This window comes from Asticcacaulis sp. MM231 (assembly GCF_964186625.1).
Classification (GTDB): domain Bacteria; phylum Pseudomonadota; class Alphaproteobacteria; order Caulobacterales; family Caulobacteraceae; genus Asticcacaulis.
In genome coordinates this window covers 232,916-254,431 of sequence record NZ_OZ075110.1, presented here as the reverse complement: position 1 = coordinate 254,431, position 21,516 = coordinate 232,916, and the positions used below count along the sequence as shown (strand labels likewise).

Sequence of the window (21,516 nt, the reverse complement as noted above, 5' to 3'; positions counted from 1 at the left end):
ATCCCCTTCTTTCACGAACGTCTTCTCGCTTGAGTGAAGGAGAACGTCAACAAGACAGGGGGCATTAAGGGGACGCAACGGTCAAGCCGCATGACGCGCACAGACAGGTCTGAGTTTAGTTCGCTTGGGAATCGAGCCGACGCTGAACGCTTCGCCGTGGCATAGCGCGCGAACCCCTTTTTCTGCCGGCTCGACATCTAACCATAGGGATTTCGGTCGCAGTGGTCAATTATCGTCACATCCCTCAGGCCTGCGCGTCGTCAGACGTTCTGGGCGTTGACGACGTGCCGGACGACAAGGGCCCCTGCGATACCCTGGCTTGGTCCCATTTTGACACAGACCTCCCGGCCAACCCATTGGCTATCGGCTACATCCAGACCGCAGCCCGGATCCGACGCGGTTTTATGGTCTTGGTTTTCTTCGTAGTCTTGAGGCGCGTCGCAACCCATCTGATCACGTACAGGAGGCCTTGCACGGTAACTCTGGGTATAAATAATACCGCATGCAGCAGACATAGCGCGACGTAGAGCAGGGACATGGCTACCTCTTTTGTGCTTTCAAAAGCCATCATTTTCTCCCCCTCCAAGGCCATGGTCGATTTAACTATGTGCGCACGCTCATGCCAAGTCTCGATGAGGTCGCTTAGCAAAATCCATCACGGTTGCGGCAAACGGGCATCACTGAAGCCTCGCTGTCAGGAGCTTAAGGGCGCTCGGCGCCTACATCCACGTGGCGGCGCGAACCTTCCGGTGGCGTGGCTTTCGTGGTTTGCTCGTCGTCGGTTTTACCGGCGGCCCCTTCCAGGGCTTGGGCCGGTAACATATGTCGATCACCGCACTTATGAGCAACCGGGGCAGGAAGACGGGGACCAAGACGATGATCAGGAGCCCCAGGAGAATTGTGCCCACCCCCTCACTTTGAAATTGTCTAATTTCCATGGTTCAATGTTCCTTCATCCCTAGTTCGTCCGAGGGGCGGGGGGGGGGGGGCGGCCCCCAGCACCTTGCCTCTCAGCGTTACGTGCAAGGACCAAACCAAAATTCGTCTTGGGACGGCTGAGAGGACAAGTTTTCTGTGACTAACTGATGTGGGACGCTGACAGACTGTCCTGAGCGCGGGTTCGTTACGGGATAGGACGCGCCTGCTGGCTATGGCACGACGGCATGCGGGCCAGTTAAGCCGCGCCCCTCAATCTACCGATTTCATTCAGATGTTGAGAGCCGAGACTTTGAGGGTCGTATCCCAGGGCGTGGTGTCATTGGGCAAGGGCGTAGCGCCGGGCTCGCTGCCCCTTCCAAAGGGCAGAGCGAGCCTTAAGCGTAGCGGGTGGCCCTCCATGATGTTCGGATATGGTTTGGGGTCCTACATTCACACCAGAGACAAAAGAACCACCGATGACCACTGATATTGATGGCCCTGAAAGGGTTTGAATCCACAGATATTCGCAAAAAATCTGCCCTTTAACACAACTCTTCGTGTCTCAAGGCCAACGCACAGACGGCATGTCAAGGTCTGAAAGCTCTACCATTCCCATCTGGCAGACGGTGTCGTCCCCATCAAACGCAGGACATGCCAAAAAAATACAACTCAGGGTCGACAGTTTTTTATGATATAGTCGCCGCCCAAAGGCGGACGGTATAATCGCCAAAACAGGGTTGGATCATGAAAGTAATACAATTGATCGCGCGACCATTTGGTCGCGCTTTGGCATGGCTCTTTTACCTGAAACCACCGGGTAATGGACGACGTCGCCGCAAAGGCACCACGTATAAAAATTAATAAGATCGGACCATGCGCTCTGTGGCCCGAACCTCGCATGCCGGCCAAGGGACTTGGCTTGGAGACGTGGCTTTGGGGCAGGCCGGAGAGGTCGACTGGCCTTTTCCTGACCGCACGCTACGGGGAAGTATCGCATCCTTAGAGCGCTACGACGATGTGGAGTCCATCATTGTCACCTTCATTGTCGCGGCCTTCGCCTGGATTGAGGACACTCTTAAGCTGTCGCCGGACGGGGATTGTCGGGAGGGTGTAGAAAAATGATGGTGGTGGGCGAGGTCAGGCCAAAGCCTCTTCGACAAGACCAAGTGTATCAAATCTCTGTACGAGCCGCTTTGCCTTTTCAGTCCCGAGGAGGGTTTCCAACTGCCCGGGCCAAACGGCAACCGCTTCCCGGACCATGAGTTTCAATTCAGCCTCGATACGATCCGCATCAATTTTAAGGAACCGGGCAATACGGCCGATACGCCTGAAGTTTACGTTCTGAAAGGAACGGGTTCCCGCGAACTCCAGCGCGAGGGTGTCGTCAGGAACGTATAGAACCGTGGGGACAAGGTCGTAGGCGGGTGACAAACGTATAGAGCCGGTTTCGGGAAAGATGAACGACCAGTTCTTAAGATGGTTGTCCCCATTGCCGATTAGAACATCAATAACGCAACGGCGAAACCCTTCGATGACATCCAGATGCCAGTCTGTACTGAAGCGCTTAACGGTATTGAGGATACTTTCGTAATTCGCCATGGTGTATTTTCGCTCGCCCACCGCCCCTATCACTTGCGCCAAATCTTCGATCTGAATGCGTTGACCGCCTTTGGCGCGGTCGAACCGTTCGACGGCCAGCGCGGTGGCGCCGTGGCTCAGAAACTCTGCCGGTATGCCATCGATGCGATCTGTCGAGATGAGTTGACAAGCCGCAGCGTTGACGCCCGACAGTCGCGCCACGGTCATGGCGGCGAATTCTGCTTCGGGTAAGCCCGGATAGCGCTCTGAGGCAAGCTTGAGAATGGAACGGCTCTCGCCGGCATGTCCGGGAACGGTCAGGCAATCACCGGTCGTATGTGCCGTGAACTTGAGCTGAACGCCCGCCAAGGAGAACTTCACCCGTCCATCCGGTACCGCCGCACGAAAGCCCCGTATCTGTTCAAAGTGCAAAGGCCCAGCTGATTCCGGCACTTCCGTTTCCGGTACGATCATGATGGCCCCCGGCAAATCGGCCCCGAGCCTTGCGATCAGGTCGAACTGGTCGTGATTGCCGGTTCCCATCTCAGCAATGACCAGGTCGCGTAGGGCCCCCTCGGGGAGTAAGCCGGCGAACCATGGCCGGAGGTATCCATGTAGCCCGATCTAATCGCCTCTGGCCGCGAGTCTGGCTTTTGTTTGTACATCGTCGTCTGGCAGGAACCAGCTTAAACTCAACAGCGGGCGATGGGGATCACGCAAATAGGCCTCGTCAACCACAAAAGCAGTGGCGGCCTCTGCATCGCGGGTCAGCGTACCTAACCGTGTGACCTCTTGATCTGGACCTAAGAGATGAACGCCAAGAATGGCAGCTTTGGGCGACATCACTTATCCTCGTCGTCAGACAGATCAACGAAAACCTCGTCAAAGACTGTACCTTTTGACGCCAACCGGGTAACGGGCCTGTCAGGGTTGGGAATAGACATCGTGCTAGCGGCAGACCGAGGCACCAGGACCGGGACCAAATCAAGGGCATCTAAAACTTCAACCAGTAATGTCAGCCGATCACGCCCGAGGCGATTGTTAAGCAGATCTCGCTCCAACTCCGAGATTCGAGCCTGTGTACGTCCAAGACGCAAGGCCAGATCGGGCTGGGTCATCTTTCGGTTCTTACGAGCCTGGCGCAACTGAGCGCCCAAGCTGGGAAATATGTCATATTTCATGCGTAATTCCGTATAATTCTTATAAATATACGGAATGTAGGATATTTTAACGTCAGTCAAGGGGTATGCGATATTCCGTATGCTGTGGTGCAATATACGGAATTACGGCTATTAAGTGATGTGCCCTCTACCTTTTACCATCACGAAAGACTTGCTGAGCCGGCAACACGTGTCTCAGCTTTGTTCAGACGGCCATTTCTATGACGCTTTCGGCTGAGCAGGAGGACGCTTGAGATGTTCCATTGCATACCGTATTCGGGCAGATGGCTGTCCAAGCATAGGCATAACCCTTTACCACGATCATGAGATTCTATGAATGAGCGCCTTGGGACGCCTTGGCTCTCCCTACACCTGGCGTCGCGCCCATGGTCTTTTTATATCCTGCGCCTCCTAACCTGCTTCTTTTTGACGAGGTTTCGGGCCTAATAGGCGCTTGTACGTAATAGGAGGAAACTATGAACGTTACAGGTTTCATGTCCCATCACAACCTTGACCCTTTCATAAGCGGCGGTTCCCATCTGCGTGAGATCCACGGACGGGTCATCATCTGCCAACCGCACGCTCCGTCTGCGTCGCTCTGTACTGAAAAATACCCGCTCGGGCTTGTCATTCTGGGCGCAAGCGCGTTTTCTGCAACCGTTTGGTACGGCCTGCTGGCGTTGCTCCTTTAGTCTGTCGAGTCGACGAGGCGCTTTTGCGCGGCGGACGAAGGTTTATCCGCTATTGGGGCTGACTTACGTTGGCAAGCGCCGCGTCCGTCACGCGAAGGATTCGACCTTGACCTGGGTACAGTCAGGACAGGTTAACGGCATCAGCGTCTATCAGACCGCTCGTTCTGACCTGAAGGATCCTGCGTTCGGCCTTGTGAAGCCTTATTGCCGAAAGAATACCTGTCGCATAGGCCCCCGTATCGATGCCGATGCGCCATGGCAGGTTATCGGCTGTCGCCTTTGCGGAATGGCCATGCACAACCACATAGTCGCTGGCCTTTGGCGACATCAGAAACGCGTCACGTATCCAAAGCATCGTATCGACCGTCTGATCTTCGATCGGAACGCCTGGCGCCACGCCGCCATGCACAAAGAGATAGTCCCCTGAGACATAAAAAATTTTGGCATGCGACAGCATTTGTAGGTGCGATCTTGGGATCTTTTCAAGAAGTTCGTCCTGCAGATCCTGCCAATCCTGGGCGTCCGTCCGATTGCCGGGTGAGGCAATGCCATAGGAGGACAGGGTCGCTATACCACCGAAGTTGAGCCATGGCGGCCCATCGGCGATATCGAGAATAAATTTGATCATGAAGAGCTCATGATTGCCAAGCAGGACTTCGGTGTCACACCAGCTTTCTTCGGTGAGCTCAATAATTGAGGTGAGGACCTTGGCGGAATCGGGGCCTCGATCAATGTAGTCGCCCAGCAGAACAATCTGCGGCCTCTGCTGGAGCGCGCTGGCGTCCTTACGAATGGCGTCAATTAAGGTCGTGAAAAGGTCATGTCGACCATGGATGTCGCCGATGGCATAGGTCAGGCGGTCAATTTTAGACGCGGCCGCGGGGTCCATGGCCTTTGGCGCTGACACTTTGCGCGACTTAAACATTGACCAAATCATTGTAAAATTCCTTGGCCTTGCACAGCTCTGCCTGGCCCAAACCTAAACTCTATAGCGCCTATTCCCCCCTTGGCCGGCGCCTGAAACCATCCCCCGTGCTTCTGGTTACCTCAGCGTCTCTCGATCGAGGCTTTCCTTTAGCCATGCTTCAGCCCCCATAAGGGACTGATTGATTACCTGGTGCATATCGAGATACTGGTAGGTGCCGCATCGACCAATAAAGGTGGTACGGGCCTCCTTGCCAGCCAGCGCCTTGTACTCATTATAGATTTTGTCGTAGCGGCCGTCGGCCGTTTTGACAGGATAATAGCGCTCGAGGTTGTTGTCGCGGTAATCGCAAGGCTCTTCCATGGTATAGGTGTAGCGACCGCTGTCGTTGACGAGGTGGTTTGGCAAGAGATGCCAATAGGTTTCGCGCGTGAACGGGCCGGTATCTGTAAAATTGGTTGTTGCCCACGGATAGTCAACCCGGGTTGTCTCCGTGCGATGGTGAAACCGGATCGAACGGTAAGGCAGTTCGCCCAACTTAAAATCGTAATACTCATCAATCGGCATGGAATTGAAGACGTGGCGGTACTCGGCTTCCATCGCCTTGTCGAACACGACACCCAGACGCACCGTTATGTTCTTGTGATCGAAAATTCGGGTGAAGATCGCGGTATAACCGTCCCGAGGCATGAGTTGGAAGGCGTCGTTTGGGAAGTAGCGGTCCTCTAGGTCAAAACGCAAAGGAATGCGCTTGACGACGGCAGCATCCATATCTTCCAAATCCATCGCCCACATCTTCTTGGTATAGGGGCGGAAGAAGAGGTCGGTCAGTTGTGTGCCGATTTGCGAGTACAGATGCTCTGCAGCATTCTTTGGCTCTTCAATCTGGATGGCGATCGAGGCCAGGTGCGCCTGAACCTCTTCAGCCGTGGTGAAGCTCTTGCCGAAAATCGTGTTGATGGTCTCCAGATTGACCGGGATAGGCACGAAACGGCCGTCGTCCAGGCGCCCGCGGACACGGTGATCGTAAGGGACCCATTCCCCGAAACCCTGAAGCCATGTGGTGACGCGCTCATTGCTGGTATGAAAAAGATGGGGGCCGTAGCGATGGCGGCGCACCCCGTTCTCGTCGACAAAGTCGAACGCATTTCCCGCAATATGGTCGCGCTGGTCTATAACCTCGACCCGAAAGCCCGCTTCGGCCAGGACGCGTGCGTAACAGGCGCCAGCGAAGCCCGCGCCTACGATCAGTATTGTCTTGTCCATCGACGGATGGTCTCCGGTGTTAGAAATATTCAGGGTGTTCGGTGAGGAGGTCGAGCATGCCAGCGTACTGACGGCCAAACGAGAAGTGACCGGCCAAGGCATGCTGACAGATGACAACGGGGCGAGCGTGGAACGTCGCCATCCGGCACAAATATTCTTCGTCAGCGCCGAGGGTCGATTTTTTCATCATCAGCATATGACGCCTGACCGGATAGAAGCCAATCTCTTCCCAGAAGGCGCGCTCCATAACGATCATGCCAATACTAAACTGGACGGGCGCCATCAGCTCGGGCTCAGCGGTATGTTTGAGCCTTTGCACCGTCTTTTCAAGCGGTGCTGTTTTTTCCCACATCCATCGCGCCGCCTCGGCACTGTCGGTCAGGGGGGCCCCCAGCGTGGTGATGCGTGCGACACCGAACTTGGCCTCAAACTCTTCGAGCAAACCTAGCTGCTTCAACAGGGGGCGATAGCACACACCATTGATGTTGATCATGGGGGCCACAAAGGCGGGATTGGCGATACCGGAGGCTTTGACCTCAGCATAATAGGCTATGCAGTCGCGTATCGTGTCTCGTGTGACGAACATATCTTCGTCAATTTTTACGATCTGGGTGGCCTTGGGGTGCAGGGAGGTCGCGACGTTCTGCACAAGAGATACGTCATTGGTCGAGGTGGCGAGGTAGCTCCAGCTATGTCTCTGGCAAAGGTCTTCGAGATCAGGGTCGTGCTTTCCCGCTGACATCACGCACACATCAACGCCTTCGGGCATGGCCGCGTGCAGCCTGGGGAAAACAAAAGGGTAGAGCGGTTGCTTATAGCCGGCCAGGACAATGACCACGGTGTCGCTGTCCTTTTTGCGATCGACAAATTTGTACGTGTCGCGAAGGTTCGACTGACGCTCCCGGTCCTTGAAGACCTTCTTAGCGCTACCGTAGATCTGGCCAACAAGGCTCATGTTTTATTCCCAAAATAAAGCAAGTGTGTGCGTCACCCTTCTTCTATTGTCTAAATGTCTTCATATTTCGTTTCTATTCGACACAAATAGACCGGTGACGTCACGACCACGCATCAGTTCTCTGCGCGCCCGCCGTCCTGCAATACGGATGCCACAGTCGTATCACAAGTTTTGTGCATAGCAATGATTTCCAGGTGCCTCCTCGCAAAGGGCAATTTAAGAAATTCGACAAGCAATTGATTTATATATTATTTGCGCAAACCGGATGTCTTCAAGGTTCAAAATTTTTCCTTCGCACATGCGATTTGCGGCGTCTGGCTGCGTCCGCTTCCTGGGGCGTCAAATGCCTGTCTCATCCCTGATGAGACGCCGGCCGTTTTCTCCGGCGTCCAAGTTTATAGTTTACAGGCCTTGTCCTTTTTTTGTGAACGATTGGGTTTGGCTTTGCGAAAGTAACATTGATGGTATGACTGAGAGCACGAGGGAGGGCCTGGCCATTGGTTTTAGGTGGGAGCCAGCATCTCATGCCAGGGGGGAGGGGCTGTTTGTAAAGGGCCGTCAGACGCTCCTCCACACCCTGACAACGCTGAGCGGGGCCGAGCGTTTTTACCACGAAATGACGCGCCTTGCGGTCGAGGGTGTTGATCTTTTGAACCTTCTTGACGATGGGCATGTCAGGGCGTCAAACCCTGTGGGTTCTGGGCGGAAAACGCTAAACGATACGGCGCGTGACGAGCGCCATGCCGCCGTCCGCAGCATGGCTGACCGCCTGGCAGATTGCCGGACCGAGATGATGTTTTCCTCGCATGACTCCGCCTATGACTTTTGGCGCTTTGGGCTTGAAACGGGCGGCTACGCCACAGATGGAGTTTCATCTGCCCCTCCGGACGACGACCAGGACTTAAGCGCCTCACCGGCCGAGACGGCGGCAAGCCGGGCTTACGATCTCCCTATCCATGCCCTTGCCCGCGTCTTTGCAGAGCTTCACGCTTGCGACACACGCGGCGAACTCATCCTGCCCGTCGTCACGCGTGCGGGACTAGCTTACCTATGGATTCTCAATTACCTGCCTTTGGGGCGCGCGCGCAGGGGCGTCGCGCATATGGCCGCCCTGCAGATTTTGACCGGGCAGGGGGGGGGATTGCCTTCAAACAGGACTCGCCACGGTCTTTATGGGGTGTCGGGATGAGTTTATGCATCAGATGCGGGCGGGGCCTGCGGGTCGCGACGTCACTGAGGCACTGCTGTGGTTTTGCGCCAAGCTTATCGAAGCACAAAAGCGACACCTGGCAAAGGTTGAGTTTCAGATCGCGGTCTTTGCGCGTCTGAGCACCGTAAGAACGCGGTTGAATTCCCGGCAACTCCTAACGCTGGGCCGGATGTTCGAGGCCGAGCGGCAAGGCGCTTGGCAGGGATCCAGTGCAGCGGACCATATCCGGGTCTGTAAAACGACCGTCCCCACGGCCACGCGAGATCTGGCGGGGCTTGTGAAGGTGGGACTTCTGGACCCAAGACGATCCAACAAGTGGCGCCGCTATTGTCTTAACGTACCAAGAGATTTTGTTAAGACGGTTTCTGTCGATGATATCCGCTGACCGCGAGATAGGTAAACTGTTCAGCTTTCCACAGGTGGCCCTCCCGAACGCGAGGGTTTATCCTCCTTCGAACGGGCCAGCCAAACGACTGTGAAATAGAGCGGCGACAGCGGTAGCATGAGCAAAAGAATGCTCAAGCCTGCCAGGAGGGCGAGACCATTCCCTAGCCAGGCTCGAGTGTGACGGCGGTCGCGTCGCGTTCTCATGTCATCCTCTTTTGTGGTTAAAGGTTAGGTGCTAGACGGCCGGGGGCCTTTCGCCGCATGGCTGCGGCGCCGAATTAAGGGCGTGTGACCATGTGGGGCCGATCTGCGCGTTTCGTCGTACATGTGAGTGACTGGGACCCTGCGATCCATAGGCTCATCAGACTGGCCACACAGACGCAGGCTGAAAGACTGTAAAGCGTTGCGATGAGCATGAGACGCCGTCGCCGTTTTTGCGCGCGGATGTCATCGGCTTCAATTGCGGCTTGCGCGGCTTGTCGCAGGACCTGTCGTATCGGATCTTGAAATCGCAGTGCCTCGCGTAACTGATTTTCATAAAAATGCATGGTCGAAATTCCCTTGTCCCTGGCGCGGTATCCGCTCGGTGGATCGGGCCAAAGACTAAAAAATCAGCGTGAACGGCCATTCAACAGCAACAGTTAATTCATGAAATGTTTTAACGCTTTTTTATGCCTTTTTTATCATTTCCGGCGCCGAGCCGCGAGAAATGGAGACAAAAGTCGCTTGGCTAAATGGGGGGAGGGTCGTGCCGCCTTTACCGCGCGGCGCCCGTTCATAGGCCGCCGGCGCTGATCGTCTCGCTCCTGGTGCAGGCCCGTGGTCTCGTCTTGCGCCGCCGCGCGTGACAGGTCTTATCCTGAGCGTTCCCGCGATGCAGGCTGTAAGGCAGGCCCCCTGCTGCCGGGGGTTTGACGGCGGCACCGCCTCATCCGCACGGACGCTGATCTGGACCTGGAAGAACGAAGCTAAGCGTTTGAAAACTATCCTCAAAGTTGCCTATTGCAACGCTTTTGGTAAGGTAATTTGTTATCGTTTTGTTAGCCGGCAACGGGAATAATCGCCGCAGTTTGAAAGTCGGGTTCCTAAGCGTGGTGCGCGTGTCTGGTTGTTCGAAAGTTCTATGCCATGCGTTCATGAGGCGAAGACGTCTGGAGAATAGCCCCGCAGCGACCAGGCCTTGCCTCCCTTGATATGGCATCATCACGTTGAAGATGACGACAAAGTCACTTTGAAATGTCACGGGGCGCCTTGTCGGAAATCTTGATTTTCGGGTCAGAACGATCCCCCAGCAATGTCTTGTGAGGTCCGGCGTGTGTCGTCTGTTAACTGGGTGGCCCAGGTCTTGGGCTTCGACACCCCTCCTGTTTCGCGACGCTTTAACGGGGCGGGGAGAGCGTTTAACACTGTCTATGTCGTCGCGTGGGAAGGCGCGTGAGTATCAGGTTATGAGTATGTTTTCGAAGAAACGCCTTTCCTCACTTCACCTTTTGAGTGCGGTAGAGCTTGCGCTGAACATTGGATGGATCACTGTGTCTTCTGAGACCGAAGACTGGCGTCTGTCGCAGGGGATGTTGCGACTTCTGGATGCTCCCGCCAGCCATCCTGGTTCGCAGGCGCTCGTTTTGCGATCGATCCATTCAGAGGATCGATCGCGCTTTAAAGAATGCCTTGCCCTGATGTTCCGAGGCATAATGCCGCCAGCGCAGACATTCCGCATTGCACGGCGCATCAGGGGGAACGGTCGGGCGCTGTTTCATTATCAGGAACTGACCGATAGCGGCGGGCACCCCATCTATCTTCTATTTGCGCGTGACGTGACGGCGGAACACGCCGTTTCACAGGCGTTCGCCGATGCTGGGCGTCGGCTGGATGTTGCCATGGAGACCTTGGATGTGGAGTGCCTCTGGCGCGGTGATCTTAAAGGCGCGACGTTTGATTCTGTCGGGAGAGGGCGGCTAAACTTTGCAGGTGCCGAGCAGGGGTTAAGCTGGATAGATCATGTGCCCGCAGACGATCGCGCCGGGCTACATAAATCGCTCGATGCATTGATAGAGACCAATTCACGGTTTTCCGTGCGAGTCAATATTATCTGTTCCGATACCGTCGTTCGACCCTATAATCTGTCGGCTATTCCGGTTAAGGGGGCCTCCGGCAAGACCGTCGAATGGTGCGGCGCGATGACAAAAATTTCCAAATCAGAGCGGGGGCATGAAGGAGACACGGTCGCGGCGATTCTACCGAACTTGACAGGCGCAGAGGTCCGCGCAGCGTGCGGGCTGCTTGGCTGGTCTCACCGGGAGGCCGCACACCACTCTGGGCTCTCCAAAGTCACGATATCGCGCTTCGCCAGTACGGTCGCGCCCTTGTCTGGTATTTTCAAAGCTAAGAGCGTTGCGACCTTTCTTTTGGCCATTCGCGATGCTGGCATCGTTCTGACGTTCAGCGACGCCGGTGGGTTATGCCTGTCCCTTGACCGCAGGGTGAAAGAGCTGTGCTGAGGCGATCCCCTTGTGCCCCCTCAACGCGTTGGCATCAAAATACCCTTTCGGGCATATAGGAGACCCACCATGATCCAATGGAAGGTATACCCCATCGACCCTGCCGACTTTGGGTGGGACGCGCTGCCCGACCTTAAGGAAACCGCCGCTCGCATTGCAGGCCTCCATGCAGAGCGCGTCATGGGGGGGTATGAGTCCCAGGACGCCATGTCGAACCCGGTGAATGACTTCCTCGTCGGATATCTGGACGCGCTGAAACTTGCCGTCGCTTGCGGCTGCGACGGCGACATGACCGAGGCGACCCGTGTTTTCTGGCTCCCGATGGAAAACGACTTCGGCTATGCCTTCGTGTGGCAGCAAGGCAGCAAAGGCGAAACCTTCATCGTGTCACCCGAACCATTGCCTTGGCTTGATGAGCACGTTCATGGCTTAGAGTGACAAAGGCCCTGTGCGGGTATCAGGCCTATATCTATGATACTCTTGTAAGTGTCTGTGTCTTAGGTGGAGGGTTAGGTGTCGTGATGATCAGCAGTCAAGTTTTGAAACAAAAGTCTTTCTTCGTAGGCGATGTCATCGATAAAAGCACCAAGCTTACGCCGAGATACCACGCGCGCCAGCAGGTCGCCGAGATCATCGCTACACACTTGATTCAGAAGGGCAGGGTTTGGGTGATTCAGAAGGGCAGGGTTTGGGCGCGCGAGGACGTTGATGGTCCTTTGCTATCGTCACAGCCTTGCTGCATTGTCGGGGGCCTGGTGTCGGGCGGGCAAGGGTGGACGGGTCTGCGTCGTAAGACCACAAGATGGCGAACACGGTGCAATCATTTGCGCTGACCTTTAGTCTTTCGGGTCTTGTGCTCGTTAAATGCCTGCTTGGCTTGCAAGGTGGGCGCCTGGGGCCAGCAGATTGTGTGTCGGCGCCGCCTTAGCGCCGGTTTTGGGGACGTAAGCCTCGCAAGGTCGCCTGGGCCTTTCGTGCCAGCACGAACAAGGCCCCGCGCAGGGAGACGGCGATGTCGCTGCAAACAACTTCACCATATTGGTTGCACCAGGCCTTTTTGTACGGATCGTCGCCGATACGCAGATCAAATTCAAGTTTGCGCTCATAGGCGAACCGCAAAGCGTCTTCCCAAAGAAGCTGACCTGGGGAATATTTAGCAAAAGCCGGATCGAAGGCGGTTATCAGGACTTCCATACGGCTGCCGGTTAGAGCGACAAGCAGGCCGGACACGATCTTGCCGTCGAGCTCAAGGTCTACGATGGCAAGTCGCCCCATATGGGTGTCACAGCTGAGCAAATGCCGCAAGAAATCACGATAGCCCGCTTGGATAAGCCAGGCATTTGAGTGACCTGTCGTCTTCATCCATGCCAGCTTGGTCTGCATGAGCCAGTCGAATTTTTCCTGACGTTCGGCGATATCATCGATGAGCCTGAACTGGAGCCTGCCCCCCGTCGCTAAGAGACGCCTTAACCTCTCGTGGTTTTTTCTGTGCTTCGAACTGACCCTGTTTCGAAAATAGCTGCTCCAATCTTGGACTGAGGCCCAATCTACAGAGCTGGCGGTTAGGGTTTCATCGAACCGGAAACGACGCTCGAGCAGGTTCTGATTGATCGCCTGGCTTTTCAGAAGGAAGGGTAGTCGAATGATATCGACGTTTCGGTCCCGTCTGATAGCCTCGATTACCTGATTTGACACCCGCTCCACGTCGATGCCAGGGTTACAGAGCGGTAGCGCGTACTCACTTCCCTCCGGCCCTAGCGGTCGAATGAGGCGGAACCCTTTAAGCTCATAGGTTACAAGTGGCCAAATGAAATCCAGCCGACCGGCATGACGATAGCTCACGAGCAAGAGTTTACGGCCACGCGCCTGCGCCAGAGAGTCCCAGGCCAGTTTACACCAATCAAAGCTCTGGCTGAAATAGGGTTGTTGGGCTCTTCGCCAGAGATCTCCCCATTCCCGTTGCATCACCTCAAGCGCCTCAGGGGCGGTTGTGACCTGCCAGTCAAGCGACGCCGGACCTGAGGTCTTGACCTGACGTCTCATACGCCCAGCCCCCAGGCGGGCTTGCCGGGCGCCCCTGCGCGCCAGACATCTTCAAAGGCGGCAATTAAGCTTGGGTCTTCTAAGGGAATATCGAGAATGATATCGCACGCCTGCGGGGCTCGACCCAAGCGTTGCCATTCCTGCGGATAGAGCGCCACCTTGGCACCTGGTTCCAGTTCTGGCACCGCCTCTGCCTCACTCACCTTTGATGAGCCCTTGACCATGGCCCTTACATAATCGGTTAGGGCTGAATCCAGATGGCTTGTCTGGGTCGGGCGGGGATTGAACTCAATGACGAACGCCGCCTTTGTTGTTTCGTCCAGGATGAAATCAATGCCATAGAGGCCGCTCAGGTGAAGCGCTTCGGCCAGTCTTTCGGCGGCGAGGCTCATCTCAGGATAGTTTATGATCTCTATGAGTGAGCTGGGGCCTGTGCAGCCCATATGCCCTTCACGTTTGATGGCAGCGTGGCCGCTCAAGAGCTTCCCTTCGAAAGCAGAAAACGTATAAAAGCCTAACGGACCATTGAGCCAATCTTGCGCCAGGATGGGCCCATGGCCCACGTCCAGAGTTTCAAACACGGTCACCACATCAGCGGGAGAATGGCACATATAGACGCCTTCGCCTGCAACCGTGCTATCCAATTTTATAACCATTCCGGATGGCGACTCCGAAAGAAAGGAGAGCCCGTCCTCGACCGCATGTAGAGCTCGGCCGCGGGGGCACCTTAGGCCCAGAGAGTCGACAAGACTGTGGTTTTCCACCCGATTGAAATATTGACGATAGTGCTTTTTTGGAGGGAGCGCCAACCTAAGCGCTTTCTTTGTCCCGGGTGGCAAGGGTAACAGATGGGTTAAACCTAGCGTGTTGATGACGCTGGCGAGTTTAAGACTTGCTTCATCGCCAAAGACGATGACCTCCGGACGCTGGTCCATCAAAACCAGACATAGTTTCAGCAACGATGTCGCACGCCATAACAATTTCCCGTACTTTTCGGTTTCAAACCAATAGAGTTTGCGATCGAAGAAGCCGGTAGAATCGAGAAAATCCCCTCTCGAACACAAAATCGTCAGATTGCCGCATACGGGTCGGGCACGCTGGGGCAGCCTGGACAGGGACGGTCTGTTAGATCTGCCGACGAATAGAATTTTTGGCATGTGCTTGTTCCCCCGTTTCCCAAAATGCCCATGGCTGATTTTGGTGTTTTCCCGGCCGCCTGCTAACCGAGATAATAGGGATATGCAAGGATCATTCCGCCCTTATCGGGGATATCCTCACCAAGAGCAGCCCCTATGGCAGGACAAGGGTTTTCACGCGTCGCCTCTTGAAGGTGGATGGATTTCCAAGGTGTAGCTTCAGTTTGAAATCAGAAAAGGTGTTTTATATAATTCGACTATCGTGTTTTATGTATTTCGCCAGATCAAAGCCGAAACACTTGGATTTCCAATTCGGAATGGCTCGTTGACAGCGTGGGCAGAGCAGCCAAATCCATAGCTGCGGGGGGCGTCAATTTATGCACGGCGCGATCATAGATGGCGATACAGTCCTCCGCGCGTCGCGTTTTGCAAAATAGGTGCGGGCGGAGCCTTCTAAAATCTTGAAGATCGGCTTGCCCTGTCCGGGAGGCCTGCCTGCAAACACAAGGCAGGCCAAGCCCACCAAGCGACATCACCCCTCGGACGGGTATGATGTGTCTCAAGGATCTCGACGTGGTTTTGGCGCCTAAGGCCGTCCGGCAAAACTGAAAATGCGGCTCTGAACCTTAGACATCAAGGTGGTGATGCCGGGTTTGTTGAGAGTCTGGGCTAAATAGGTTTTGGAAAGGCTGTGAAACTGTTTCCACGCAGCGTCGGTAAACTTGCCCTCGTGCCAGCTCGCATGATTCCTGGTCAAAAGTTGCACTTCCAAAATATAGTGTTCTTCGAAAACGCCTTCCGCAAACAACTTTTTTATCTCGGGATATTTTATTATTTTACCGTCTATGGTCTTCCAGTAGCCGCGCACCTCGTTCCAAAACGGTGTTTCAGGAAAGAGCGCGCTTTCCACACAATCGGGTTCGGAGGTTTGCCATTTCATCCCCTTGTGCCACTGTCTGGCGTATTTCCAGAAACGACTATCATGGGCAAGGCGGCCTTCGAAAGCCTCAACAACCTCCTGCCGGGTAAAAAACTTGACAGGGATTGGGTCGGCGGGCGGGAATAGTCTACCTAGTTGTTCTGTCAATCTGGACATCGTCGCCTCGTTCAACAAAAGTAGGGCCATTCACGATGGAAGTAAGCCTTATTTAAACACGTTATTGGGCCTATGCAATCACGCTTTCTCTCAAGTTGCTTCGTCCGGCTCCTCGGCAAGCGCTTTAGCGAGTTCGACAACGCGGCGGCGGAGTTTGGAGTTCTTCACCTTTGGAAACCATTCTGCCAGTTCAAGGCCTTCGCGTGTGGTCAGGAACCCGTTGACTGTGCGCTCGGACGCTGATTCTATGAATGGATCGGCAGATATCTCGTCGCCATAGCCGGCAAAGAAGTAGCCGATAGGCGTGTTGAACTTAAGAGCAATGTCGTGGAGTTTTGACGCACTGACCCGGTTGGTGCCGCGTTCGTATTTCTGGACCTGCTGGAAGGTGAGGTCGAGCGCGGTCGCCAGAGCGCTCTGGCTCAGGCCCAGGTCTTTGCGTTTTTGCCGTATACGCATACCCACGTGTACATCCACGCCGTGCGGTAGCCCAGTGCTGTTCCTCAATTCGTTCTCCTTGAACCCGAAGGAAAATGTTAGGCGGACAGCACGCGATATGCAACCAGAGTTTTACGTCTAAAAAGAGAAACGTCAAGCGGGTGTTCGAGACTCACTCGGAAGACGCTTCTGGTGGCAGATGTCGACGGATGAATTCATGCTCCAGAACGCCGAAACCCAGAGACAGGGCAACGCCGATGCCGCCGAGAAGGCCAAGGGTCGTGATGTAGGCATAGGATTGCGATTGAAGGGCCATGATGGCGGCCAGATGCGTCAACGTTCCGCCCAGGTGACAGGACGTGATCAATAAAGTCCAGATACGCCGTGAGTAATAGGAAATGACAAACAGGCTGAGCGTTACGGTACAATCGAGCAAAGTCAGATAAAGACCGGGACCAAAGCCACGCTGCAGGTGTGGCGTCAGGAACCAGGCGCACAGAATGAGCGCAGCGGCGGACCTTTCGGCCCAGCCGCCTCGCCACAGTGCCAGGCCACCGAAGGTGACCACCAGCACATATCCAAACCCAACCCAGAGCGTGTGTAGCATTACGCCGTCATACGGGGTGTTTGCGTCACGCTGGCGCTGCCACCCGGAGCCTTCGGCGCTGGCTTGTCGAGGTCGTTGCCGGTCAGGGTGACGTTTGGCGCCCACTGGCCCTGAATATTTTTCAGGCCGTGATGAAAGTCGATGATGTTTTCGCGGGCGGCAATCATCCCGCTGATGCCCTGGCCAAGCAGGGCGAGTTCGTTTCGGCCCCACACGCCAGACATGCCGCTTGTGACCCGCAAACGTGTGAGGGTGGAGAGCAGTTCTCCGGCTTCGCAAAGCGCAAGATCGATGGCGACTTCTGTATCGCGCATTTTCTCGGCGCCGGCGAGAACAACTTCGGAACGTTTCAAAAGGTTTCTCCTTCTTTCTGGCCGACTTTCCGGCCGCTGAGACCGACCGGTGACCTCTGTCATCCCGTCTGGCCACTGATTTGGGTTATGGCCTGGAAAATTCCTAACAACACGATGACAGCGCTCCCGGTAAGAAGGATCACGGCCAGGGTGGTGAGGAGGGTAAGACCAGCCCATTGTATGAGATTTAACGACCGTAGCCAGCCGGTGACGGCTAGGTAGCGGCGAACTCGATCATCGCGAACATCAGCAAGGTGATGGCGGCTGCCTCCCCTTGTGTCTCCTTGACCTGGAAGATGGTGTCCAGGGTCGCTGAGATGTTCTGACGCTTCCCCGGAGGTGTTAAGGTCCGGATGGCGTCCTCCAGATCGCTCTTGAGGATGGTCAGGGTGGGTTCGTTCGTGATGTGGGACGTTATGCTCATGCCCTGACACTGGGGCAGCAGAGGGAGGGGGAGATACCCGGCTTTCTTCCCCCCCGTTAAAATGACGGGGGGGAACCACCCCCAGAGACGTCGCGTACAGGCGCGCGGCGGCCCGTGTCGATGACACATTCAGCTTCTGTCGCACCTCTTCGGTGTGGCCGCGGATGGTCGACGGCTCGATCCCCAACAGGCCAGCGATTTCTTTCTGCTGATAACCCTGGGCAATCAGGATCAGGATTTCTTTTTGGCGGTCGGAGAGGGCATCTAAGCCGGTCTTTCTGGGAGCCATGGGTTACCCCACCCGATAGGGCGCGAGCGCGACCGAACCGGCGCATCGGATGATGATCAGCGTCACTATCCCGTGCCGTCGAAGTAGCACAGATCCATAGGCGTCAAAGACAAGTCGGGCGTGATCTTTCCGGTCGACCTTCATGAACGGCATGTTTCTTTTTCGCCTCCGACTCACCAGTGACGACAGATTAACCAGACAAATGGATATCGCACCAGAGAGTCGCGTTGTGAAGTTGTTGACGGGTTTTGGGATGGTGGGTCGTCAAGCGCTGGAAAGGGCGTCTTCAGGCCGTATCCGGCCGCCTCTTCGGCAGGGTGAACGAAAAGGTTGTACCGTCACCCGGTGTCGATGTGACCAGGACCTCGCCGCCATGGCTTTCAACGATTTTCTTCACGATCGACAGGCCAAAGCCGGCCCCTTTGATTTGATCTTGCGTATGCAGTCTGCGGAAGGGTTCGAAGATCTGTTGCAGGTAGGCCTCTTCGATACCCATTCCATTGTCGGTGACCGAGAACAGCCAGTGTGTGCCCTCATCCTGCACCCCAATGAAAATGTGCGGGTGGCGGCCTTGCGCCTTATACTTTATGGCGTTGGAAATCAGGTTCTGCAACACGCGGTGTAACTGTATGGCATTGCCGTATACTTTTGGCAGAGGGACGCTGTCTATGACTGCAGCCGTTTCTGCTATGAGCTCTCCGAGGTTGAGTTTGACCTGTTTCAGTTCCTCCATCATGTCGACTTCGGACCAGGTCATACCGTCCGCGCCCAGGCGGGCGTATTGCAGCAAGTCGCTGATCATGGTCAGCATGCGGTGAGATGAGTCACTGAGCACCTGAAGATATTCCCGCCCCTTGTCGTCCATTTGAGCGCCGTAGTCGTGCACCAGAACCTGACTAAAGTTCATCACCATGCGGATCGGCTCTTGCATGTCATGCGAGGCAACATAGGCGAAGCGCTCAAGTTCGGTATTGGATTCTATGAGCTTTTTGAGAAGTGCCTGGCGGTCCTGCTCTGCCATCCTGGTGGTCGTGACGTCACGTATCACACCGCAGAAGTGCGTACCGTCCTCCAGTTCGAACTGGCTGACCGACAGCGCCATAGGGAACGACTCCCCGCCGCGGCGCACACCGGTAAATTCGCGACCCGCCTCACCGATGAGCTTAGCCTCGCCGGTCTTGGCGTAGTGTGCGAGGTAGCTATCATGCTCGCTCTGAAAGGGTTCGGGCATGAAGGCGTTGACGTTGCTGCCGACGGCCTCATGCGCTGTGGTCATAAAAATCCGTTCACACGCGGGGTTGAAACTCGTGATCGTACCATGGCTGTCGATGGTCATGAGCCCTTCGCCCGCGTTCTCGAAGATCGCATCGAGCTTGGCAACGGTATAGAGGACATGACGGTTTACGAGCCAAAAAGCACCGCCCACGGCGACAATGCCCAGAACAAGAAAGGCAGCACAAAGCCATAACACAATGACCTGGGCATGTGTCTGGAGCTCGAGGCGATCGTCAACATAGGTGGTACTGGCCTTTTCGAGGGCGAGTATGTCATTGATGGCGGACGTGGCTTCGTCGAACCAGGCCTGAGCGGTCAGGCTGTATGGGCGCCCCTCCATGCCTTCCCTTATCAGTCGAGCCCGTGTCGTTTCATAGGTGCCGAAGAATCCGGTCCGTACCCTGGCCATGGGTGATCCGAAGACCGCCTTTTCGTCGGGACGCATTTCGAGGTTAGTGAAAACCCTCCAGCCTTCAACGACATAGGCACGATATTCCGCCAGGGCGTTCATCTGATCGCGGGTGATGGGCCGACCCGAAGCGATGATGCCGGCCATCAGTCCGCGTTCGCGCCCGGCATATTCGCTCATCAGCGAAAGATTATGGCGCGCTATGGAATCCTTGGAAATGGCGGAGGTCGCGATGAGCGCCTGACTGGTATAGTGCAGAGCGAACATTTGGGAGCGTTCGATCACGGCGGAAATCGACGGGAACCAGTCGCGTCTCAGAGCGGGATCGCGCTGGCCCAAGGGCAGGCTGAGGTCCTGGTCAACCTGCGCGCGCGACGCCTCCAGGTGGACGAAGGCGCTCTCGAAGGCAATATGCTGGACCGGATCGGCCTTCAGGCCGCTCTTCGGCATAAGGGCCAAGGCTTTGCGAAAATCACCATCGGCTTTTGCACGCAGTCGTCGGATGCGCGCGAGGGAGGCTGGGGAGGCGGGAAGCGGCGCGTTGAGCTCAAGATTTGTCAAACCGCGTTCCTGCGCCCAGGTTCCGGCGGAGGATAAAATCAGATCGGTGATCTGGTTCGACTGCTTTGCCACGGTCGCCTCCTGCAAGCGGGCGATGCTGGTAAACAGGATGATGCTTAAGGCGAGGAGCAGGACAAGGCCGAGTGAGCCCAGGATGGCGAAGAGGATTTTTTTGATCGTCATCCAAGAACTCCTCGCGCAGGCTACCTGGCTTGGCCTGCAATTTTCATTGGCCGGTGTCGGGCCGTTGTGCGCAGCTGGATTTACAATTTCGGCATCGGTTAAGAGGCCTGGTCGCGAAGCGTTACATGATTGAATCGAGGGTGTCACTGATCTTCTGGGTTGTATTGATAAGGTGCGTGTCGTGTAGGCCGGACATGGCGTGCCGGACGGTTTCACGGTCGCAACTCCACTACAGCCATCTTCCTTGAAAGCCAGGTCGGGTCGGAGAGGGCTGGACCTTATCCCTTCTCATCAAACGCGGCATTTTGCTCCGCCAGGAAGGTTTTGACATTCTCGATATGTTGCCACATGGCCACATAGGCGGCATTGCCGTCGCGACTCTTCAGGGCTTTCAGGATCATTTCGTGATCGATGATCCAGTTGTCACGATAGTTGGTGTCTTTGACGCGCTTGTGCAGGGTTCGCCACATCGGATTGTCGTCGCGTCTGTGCCACAACTGATTGACCAGCAGGGCCAGTTCCTTGTTCTGGGTCGCCTGGGCTATGGCCATATGGAACAGAATATCGAAGGTCTCTTTTGGTTCGCCGTATCGTGCATTGCGATGATTGGCCAAGGCCTCTTCAATGACGACGAGATCGGCGTCAGTGGCGTTCTCGGCGGCTATTTTCGCGATAAGACTTTCAATGACCTGACGGGCTTCGAGCAGTTCGAACGGCGCTGCGGCGGGTTTTGAGTCCAGTTCAGCCTGGGTTTCAAAAAGCGTCTCTTCCGATAGCGCGGATTGATAGGCCTTCCGCGTAATGTAAATGCCTGAGCCCTGACGCGGCTCAACAAGGCCTTTGACATCGAGCATGACCAGGGCGTCCCTGATCACCGTGCGCCCCACATCGTACCACAGGGCGAGGTCTCTTTCCGGCGGCAGACGCCCCGTGGTGCGAAACTCACCGGCTCTTATTCTTTGAACAAGGTGATGGCCGATATCCTGATAGGCCCTGCGTTCTTTCGCTGCTTTTCCCCCGCCTGACGGGTCAGGTTCATTCAAAGGTGGTGCGATCGTATCCATAGTGATTTTCTGCTAAGGTGGAAGCTAAGGCCAACGCGAGCGGGAG

At 55.6% G+C, this 21,516-nt stretch carries 19 protein-coding genes; 4 read left to right on the top strand and 15 right to left on the bottom strand.

All coding sequences use genetic code 11. The features are described 5' to 3' along the window. Nucleotides 1-2,055: 2,055 nt before the first annotated feature. From ABQ278_RS20315 to ABQ278_RS20305, 3 genes are read right to left on the bottom strand one after another with little or no spacing between them, the layout of a single operon-like run. Nucleotides 2,056-3,120, bottom strand: coding sequence for a type II toxin-antitoxin system HipA family toxin (locus ABQ278_RS20315; protein WP_349323057.1), 1,065 nt, complete (start codon nt 3,118-3,120; stop codon nt 2,056-2,058). Continuing rightward, the gene (locus ABQ278_RS20310) at nt 3,121-3,339 is read right to left on the bottom strand and encodes a hypothetical protein (RefSeq protein ID WP_349322841.1); all 219 of its coding nucleotides are present in this window, start codon (nt 3,337-3,339) and stop codon (nt 3,121-3,123) included. It lies immediately after the preceding gene. After that, nucleotides 3,339-3,677 carry a helix-turn-helix transcriptional regulator gene (locus ABQ278_RS20305; protein ID WP_349322840.1) on the bottom strand — a complete coding sequence of 113 codons (339 nt, stop codon included), beginning with the start codon at nt 3,675-3,677 and terminating at the stop codon, nt 3,339-3,341. Before ABQ278_RS20305 ends, ABQ278_RS20310 begins: the two co-directional genes overlap by 1 nt. Before the next feature lie 455 nt (nt 3,678-4,132). Between ABQ278_RS20305 and ABQ278_RS20300 the strand changes: the two genes are divergently transcribed. Further along, nucleotides 4,133-4,348 carry a hypothetical protein gene (locus ABQ278_RS20300; RefSeq protein WP_349322839.1) on the top strand — a complete coding sequence of 72 codons (216 nt, stop codon included), beginning with the start codon at nt 4,133-4,135 and terminating at the stop codon, nt 4,346-4,348. A 121-nt stretch (nt 4,349-4,469) separates the two neighbouring features. On the opposite strand, the gene ABQ278_RS20295 is transcribed toward ABQ278_RS20300, so the two are convergent. The 3 genes from ABQ278_RS20295 to ABQ278_RS20285 all read right to left on the bottom strand — a co-directional run bounded on the left by ABQ278_RS20295 (nt 4,470) and on the right by ABQ278_RS20285 (nt 7,494). Further along, the gene (locus ABQ278_RS20295; RefSeq protein WP_349322838.1) at nt 4,470-5,237 is read right to left on the bottom strand and encodes a metallophosphoesterase; all 768 of its coding nucleotides are present in this window, start codon (nt 5,235-5,237) and stop codon (nt 4,470-4,472) included. 153 nt (nt 5,238-5,390) lie between these two features. After that, nucleotides 5,391-6,539 carry a UDP-galactopyranose mutase gene (locus ABQ278_RS20290; RefSeq protein ID WP_349322837.1) on the bottom strand — a complete coding sequence of 383 codons (1,149 nt, stop codon included), beginning with the start codon at nt 6,537-6,539 and terminating at the stop codon, nt 5,391-5,393. 19 nt (nt 6,540-6,558) lie between these two features. Continuing rightward, on the bottom strand, nt 6,559-7,494 hold the full coding sequence (locus ABQ278_RS20285; protein WP_349322836.1) for a hypothetical protein: 936 nt from the start codon (nt 7,492-7,494) through the stop codon (nt 6,559-6,561). A 466-nt stretch (nt 7,495-7,960) separates the two neighbouring features. Between ABQ278_RS20285 and ABQ278_RS20280 the strand changes: the two genes are divergently transcribed. From ABQ278_RS20280 to ABQ278_RS20270, 3 genes are all read left to right on the top strand, one after another. After that, entirely contained in the window at nt 7,961-8,683 is a 723-nt protein-coding gene (locus ABQ278_RS20280; protein ID WP_349322835.1) for a hypothetical protein, read from the top strand. Between the two features lie 1,862 nt (nt 8,684-10,545). After that, a complete protein-coding gene (locus ABQ278_RS20275; RefSeq protein ID WP_349322834.1) occupies nt 10,546-11,592 on the top strand; it encodes a hypothetical protein in 1,047 nt (348 codons plus the stop codon). A 69-nt stretch (nt 11,593-11,661) separates the two neighbouring features. Continuing rightward, nucleotides 11,662-12,030: a hypothetical protein gene (locus ABQ278_RS20270; protein WP_349322833.1), complete on the top strand. Its 369-nt coding sequence runs from the start codon at nt 11,662-11,664 to the stop codon at nt 12,028-12,030. Nucleotides 12,031-12,516: 486 nt separating this feature from the next. On the opposite strand, the gene ABQ278_RS20265 is transcribed toward ABQ278_RS20270, so the two are convergent. The 9 genes from ABQ278_RS20265 to ABQ278_RS20225 form a co-directional block, all read right to left on the bottom strand. Then, the gene (locus ABQ278_RS20265) at nt 12,517-13,635 is read right to left on the bottom strand and encodes a GNAT family N-acetyltransferase (RefSeq protein ID WP_349322832.1); all 1,119 of its coding nucleotides are present in this window, start codon (nt 13,633-13,635) and stop codon (nt 12,517-12,519) included. After that, nucleotides 13,632-14,792, bottom strand: a complete 1,161-nt coding sequence (locus ABQ278_RS20260; protein ID WP_349322831.1) for an ATP-grasp domain-containing protein — start codon at nt 14,790-14,792, stop codon at nt 13,632-13,634. The genes ABQ278_RS20265 and ABQ278_RS20260 overlap by 4 nt, the downstream gene beginning before the upstream one ends. A 565-nt stretch (nt 14,793-15,357) precedes the next feature. Continuing rightward, nucleotides 15,358-15,867, bottom strand: a complete 510-nt coding sequence (locus tag ABQ278_RS20255; protein ID WP_349322830.1) for a hypothetical protein — start codon at nt 15,865-15,867, stop codon at nt 15,358-15,360. Between the two features lie 90 nt (nt 15,868-15,957). Continuing rightward, on the bottom strand, nt 15,958-16,326 hold the full coding sequence (locus tag ABQ278_RS20250; protein WP_349323056.1) for a helix-turn-helix transcriptional regulator: 369 nt from the start codon (nt 16,324-16,326) through the stop codon (nt 15,958-15,960). A gap of 151 nt (nt 16,327-16,477) precedes the next feature. Further along, complete coding sequence (locus ABQ278_RS20245; RefSeq protein ID WP_349322829.1) at nt 16,478-16,912, bottom strand: hypothetical protein; 435 nt, start codon at nt 16,910-16,912, stop codon at nt 16,478-16,480. Beyond that, nucleotides 16,912-17,265: a hypothetical protein gene (locus ABQ278_RS20240; protein WP_349322828.1), complete on the bottom strand. Its 354-nt coding sequence runs from the start codon at nt 17,263-17,265 to the stop codon at nt 16,912-16,914. The genes ABQ278_RS20245 and ABQ278_RS20240 overlap by 1 nt, the downstream gene beginning before the upstream one ends. A 214-nt stretch (nt 17,266-17,479) precedes the next feature. Beyond that, nucleotides 17,480-17,689 carry a hypothetical protein gene (locus ABQ278_RS20235; RefSeq protein WP_349322827.1) on the bottom strand — a complete coding sequence of 70 codons (210 nt, stop codon included), beginning with the start codon at nt 17,687-17,689 and terminating at the stop codon, nt 17,480-17,482. A 575-nt stretch (nt 17,690-18,264) separates the two neighbouring features. Next, nucleotides 18,265-20,406: an ATP-binding protein gene (locus ABQ278_RS20230; protein WP_349322826.1), complete on the bottom strand. Its 2,142-nt coding sequence runs from the start codon at nt 20,404-20,406 to the stop codon at nt 18,265-18,267. Nucleotides 20,407-20,684: 278 nt separating this feature from the next. Further along, on the bottom strand, nt 20,685-21,470 hold the full coding sequence (locus ABQ278_RS20225) for an FCD domain-containing protein (protein ID WP_349322825.1): 786 nt from the start codon (nt 21,468-21,470) through the stop codon (nt 20,685-20,687). Between the last annotated feature and the right edge of the window lie 46 nt (nt 21,471-21,516).

Excerpts from the sequence above, each read along its gene's own strand:
- ABQ278_RS20270 (WP_349322833.1), top strand. The coding sequence starts at position 11,662 with ATGATCCAATGGAAGGTATACCCCATCGACCCTGCCGACTTTGGGTGG.
- ABQ278_RS20250 (WP_349323056.1), bottom strand. The coding sequence starts at position 16,326 with ATGCGTATACGGCAAAAACGCAAAGACCTGGGCCTGAGCCAGAGCGCT.
- ABQ278_RS20305 (WP_349322840.1), bottom strand. The coding sequence starts at position 3,677 with ATGAAATATGACATATTTCCCAGCTTGGGCGCTCAGTTGCGCCAGGCT.
- ABQ278_RS20235 (WP_349322827.1), bottom strand. The coding sequence starts at position 17,689 with ATGAGCATAACGTCCCACATCACGAACGAACCCACCCTGACCATCCTC.
- ABQ278_RS20310 (WP_349322841.1), bottom strand. The coding sequence starts at position 3,339 with ATGTCGCCCAAAGCTGCCATTCTTGGCGTTCATCTCTTAGGTCCAGAT.
- ABQ278_RS20275 (WP_349322834.1), top strand. The coding sequence starts at position 10,546 with ATGTTTTCGAAGAAACGCCTTTCCTCACTTCACCTTTTGAGTGCGGTA.
- ABQ278_RS20245 (WP_349322829.1), bottom strand. The coding sequence starts at position 16,912 with ATGCTACACACGCTCTGGGTTGGGTTTGGATATGTGCTGGTGGTCACC.
- ABQ278_RS20280 (WP_349322835.1), top strand. The coding sequence starts at position 7,961 with ATGACTGAGAGCACGAGGGAGGGCCTGGCCATTGGTTTTAGGTGGGAG.
- ABQ278_RS20290 (WP_349322837.1), bottom strand. The coding sequence starts at position 6,539 with ATGGACAAGACAATACTGATCGTAGGCGCGGGCTTCGCTGGCGCCTGT.
- ABQ278_RS20265 (WP_349322832.1), bottom strand. The coding sequence starts at position 13,635 with ATGAGACGTCAGGTCAAGACCTCAGGTCCGGCGTCGCTTGACTGGCAG.
- ABQ278_RS20295 (WP_349322838.1), bottom strand. The coding sequence starts at position 5,237 with ATGGACCCCGCGGCCGCGTCTAAAATTGACCGCCTGACCTATGCCATC.
- ABQ278_RS20230 (WP_349322826.1), bottom strand. The coding sequence starts at position 20,406 with ATGACGATCAAAAAAATCCTCTTCGCCATCCTGGGCTCACTCGGCCTT.
- ABQ278_RS20300 (WP_349322839.1), top strand. The coding sequence starts at position 4,133 with ATGAACGTTACAGGTTTCATGTCCCATCACAACCTTGACCCTTTCATA.
- ABQ278_RS20255 (WP_349322830.1), bottom strand. The coding sequence starts at position 15,867 with ATGTCCAGATTGACAGAACAACTAGGTAGACTATTCCCGCCCGCCGAC.
- ABQ278_RS20260 (WP_349322831.1), bottom strand. The coding sequence starts at position 14,792 with ATGCCAAAAATTCTATTCGTCGGCAGATCTAACAGACCGTCCCTGTCC.
- ABQ278_RS20285 (WP_349322836.1), bottom strand. The coding sequence starts at position 7,494 with ATGAGCCTTGTTGGCCAGATCTACGGTAGCGCTAAGAAGGTCTTCAAG.
- ABQ278_RS20225 (WP_349322825.1), bottom strand. The coding sequence starts at position 21,470 with ATGGATACGATCGCACCACCTTTGAATGAACCTGACCCGTCAGGCGGG.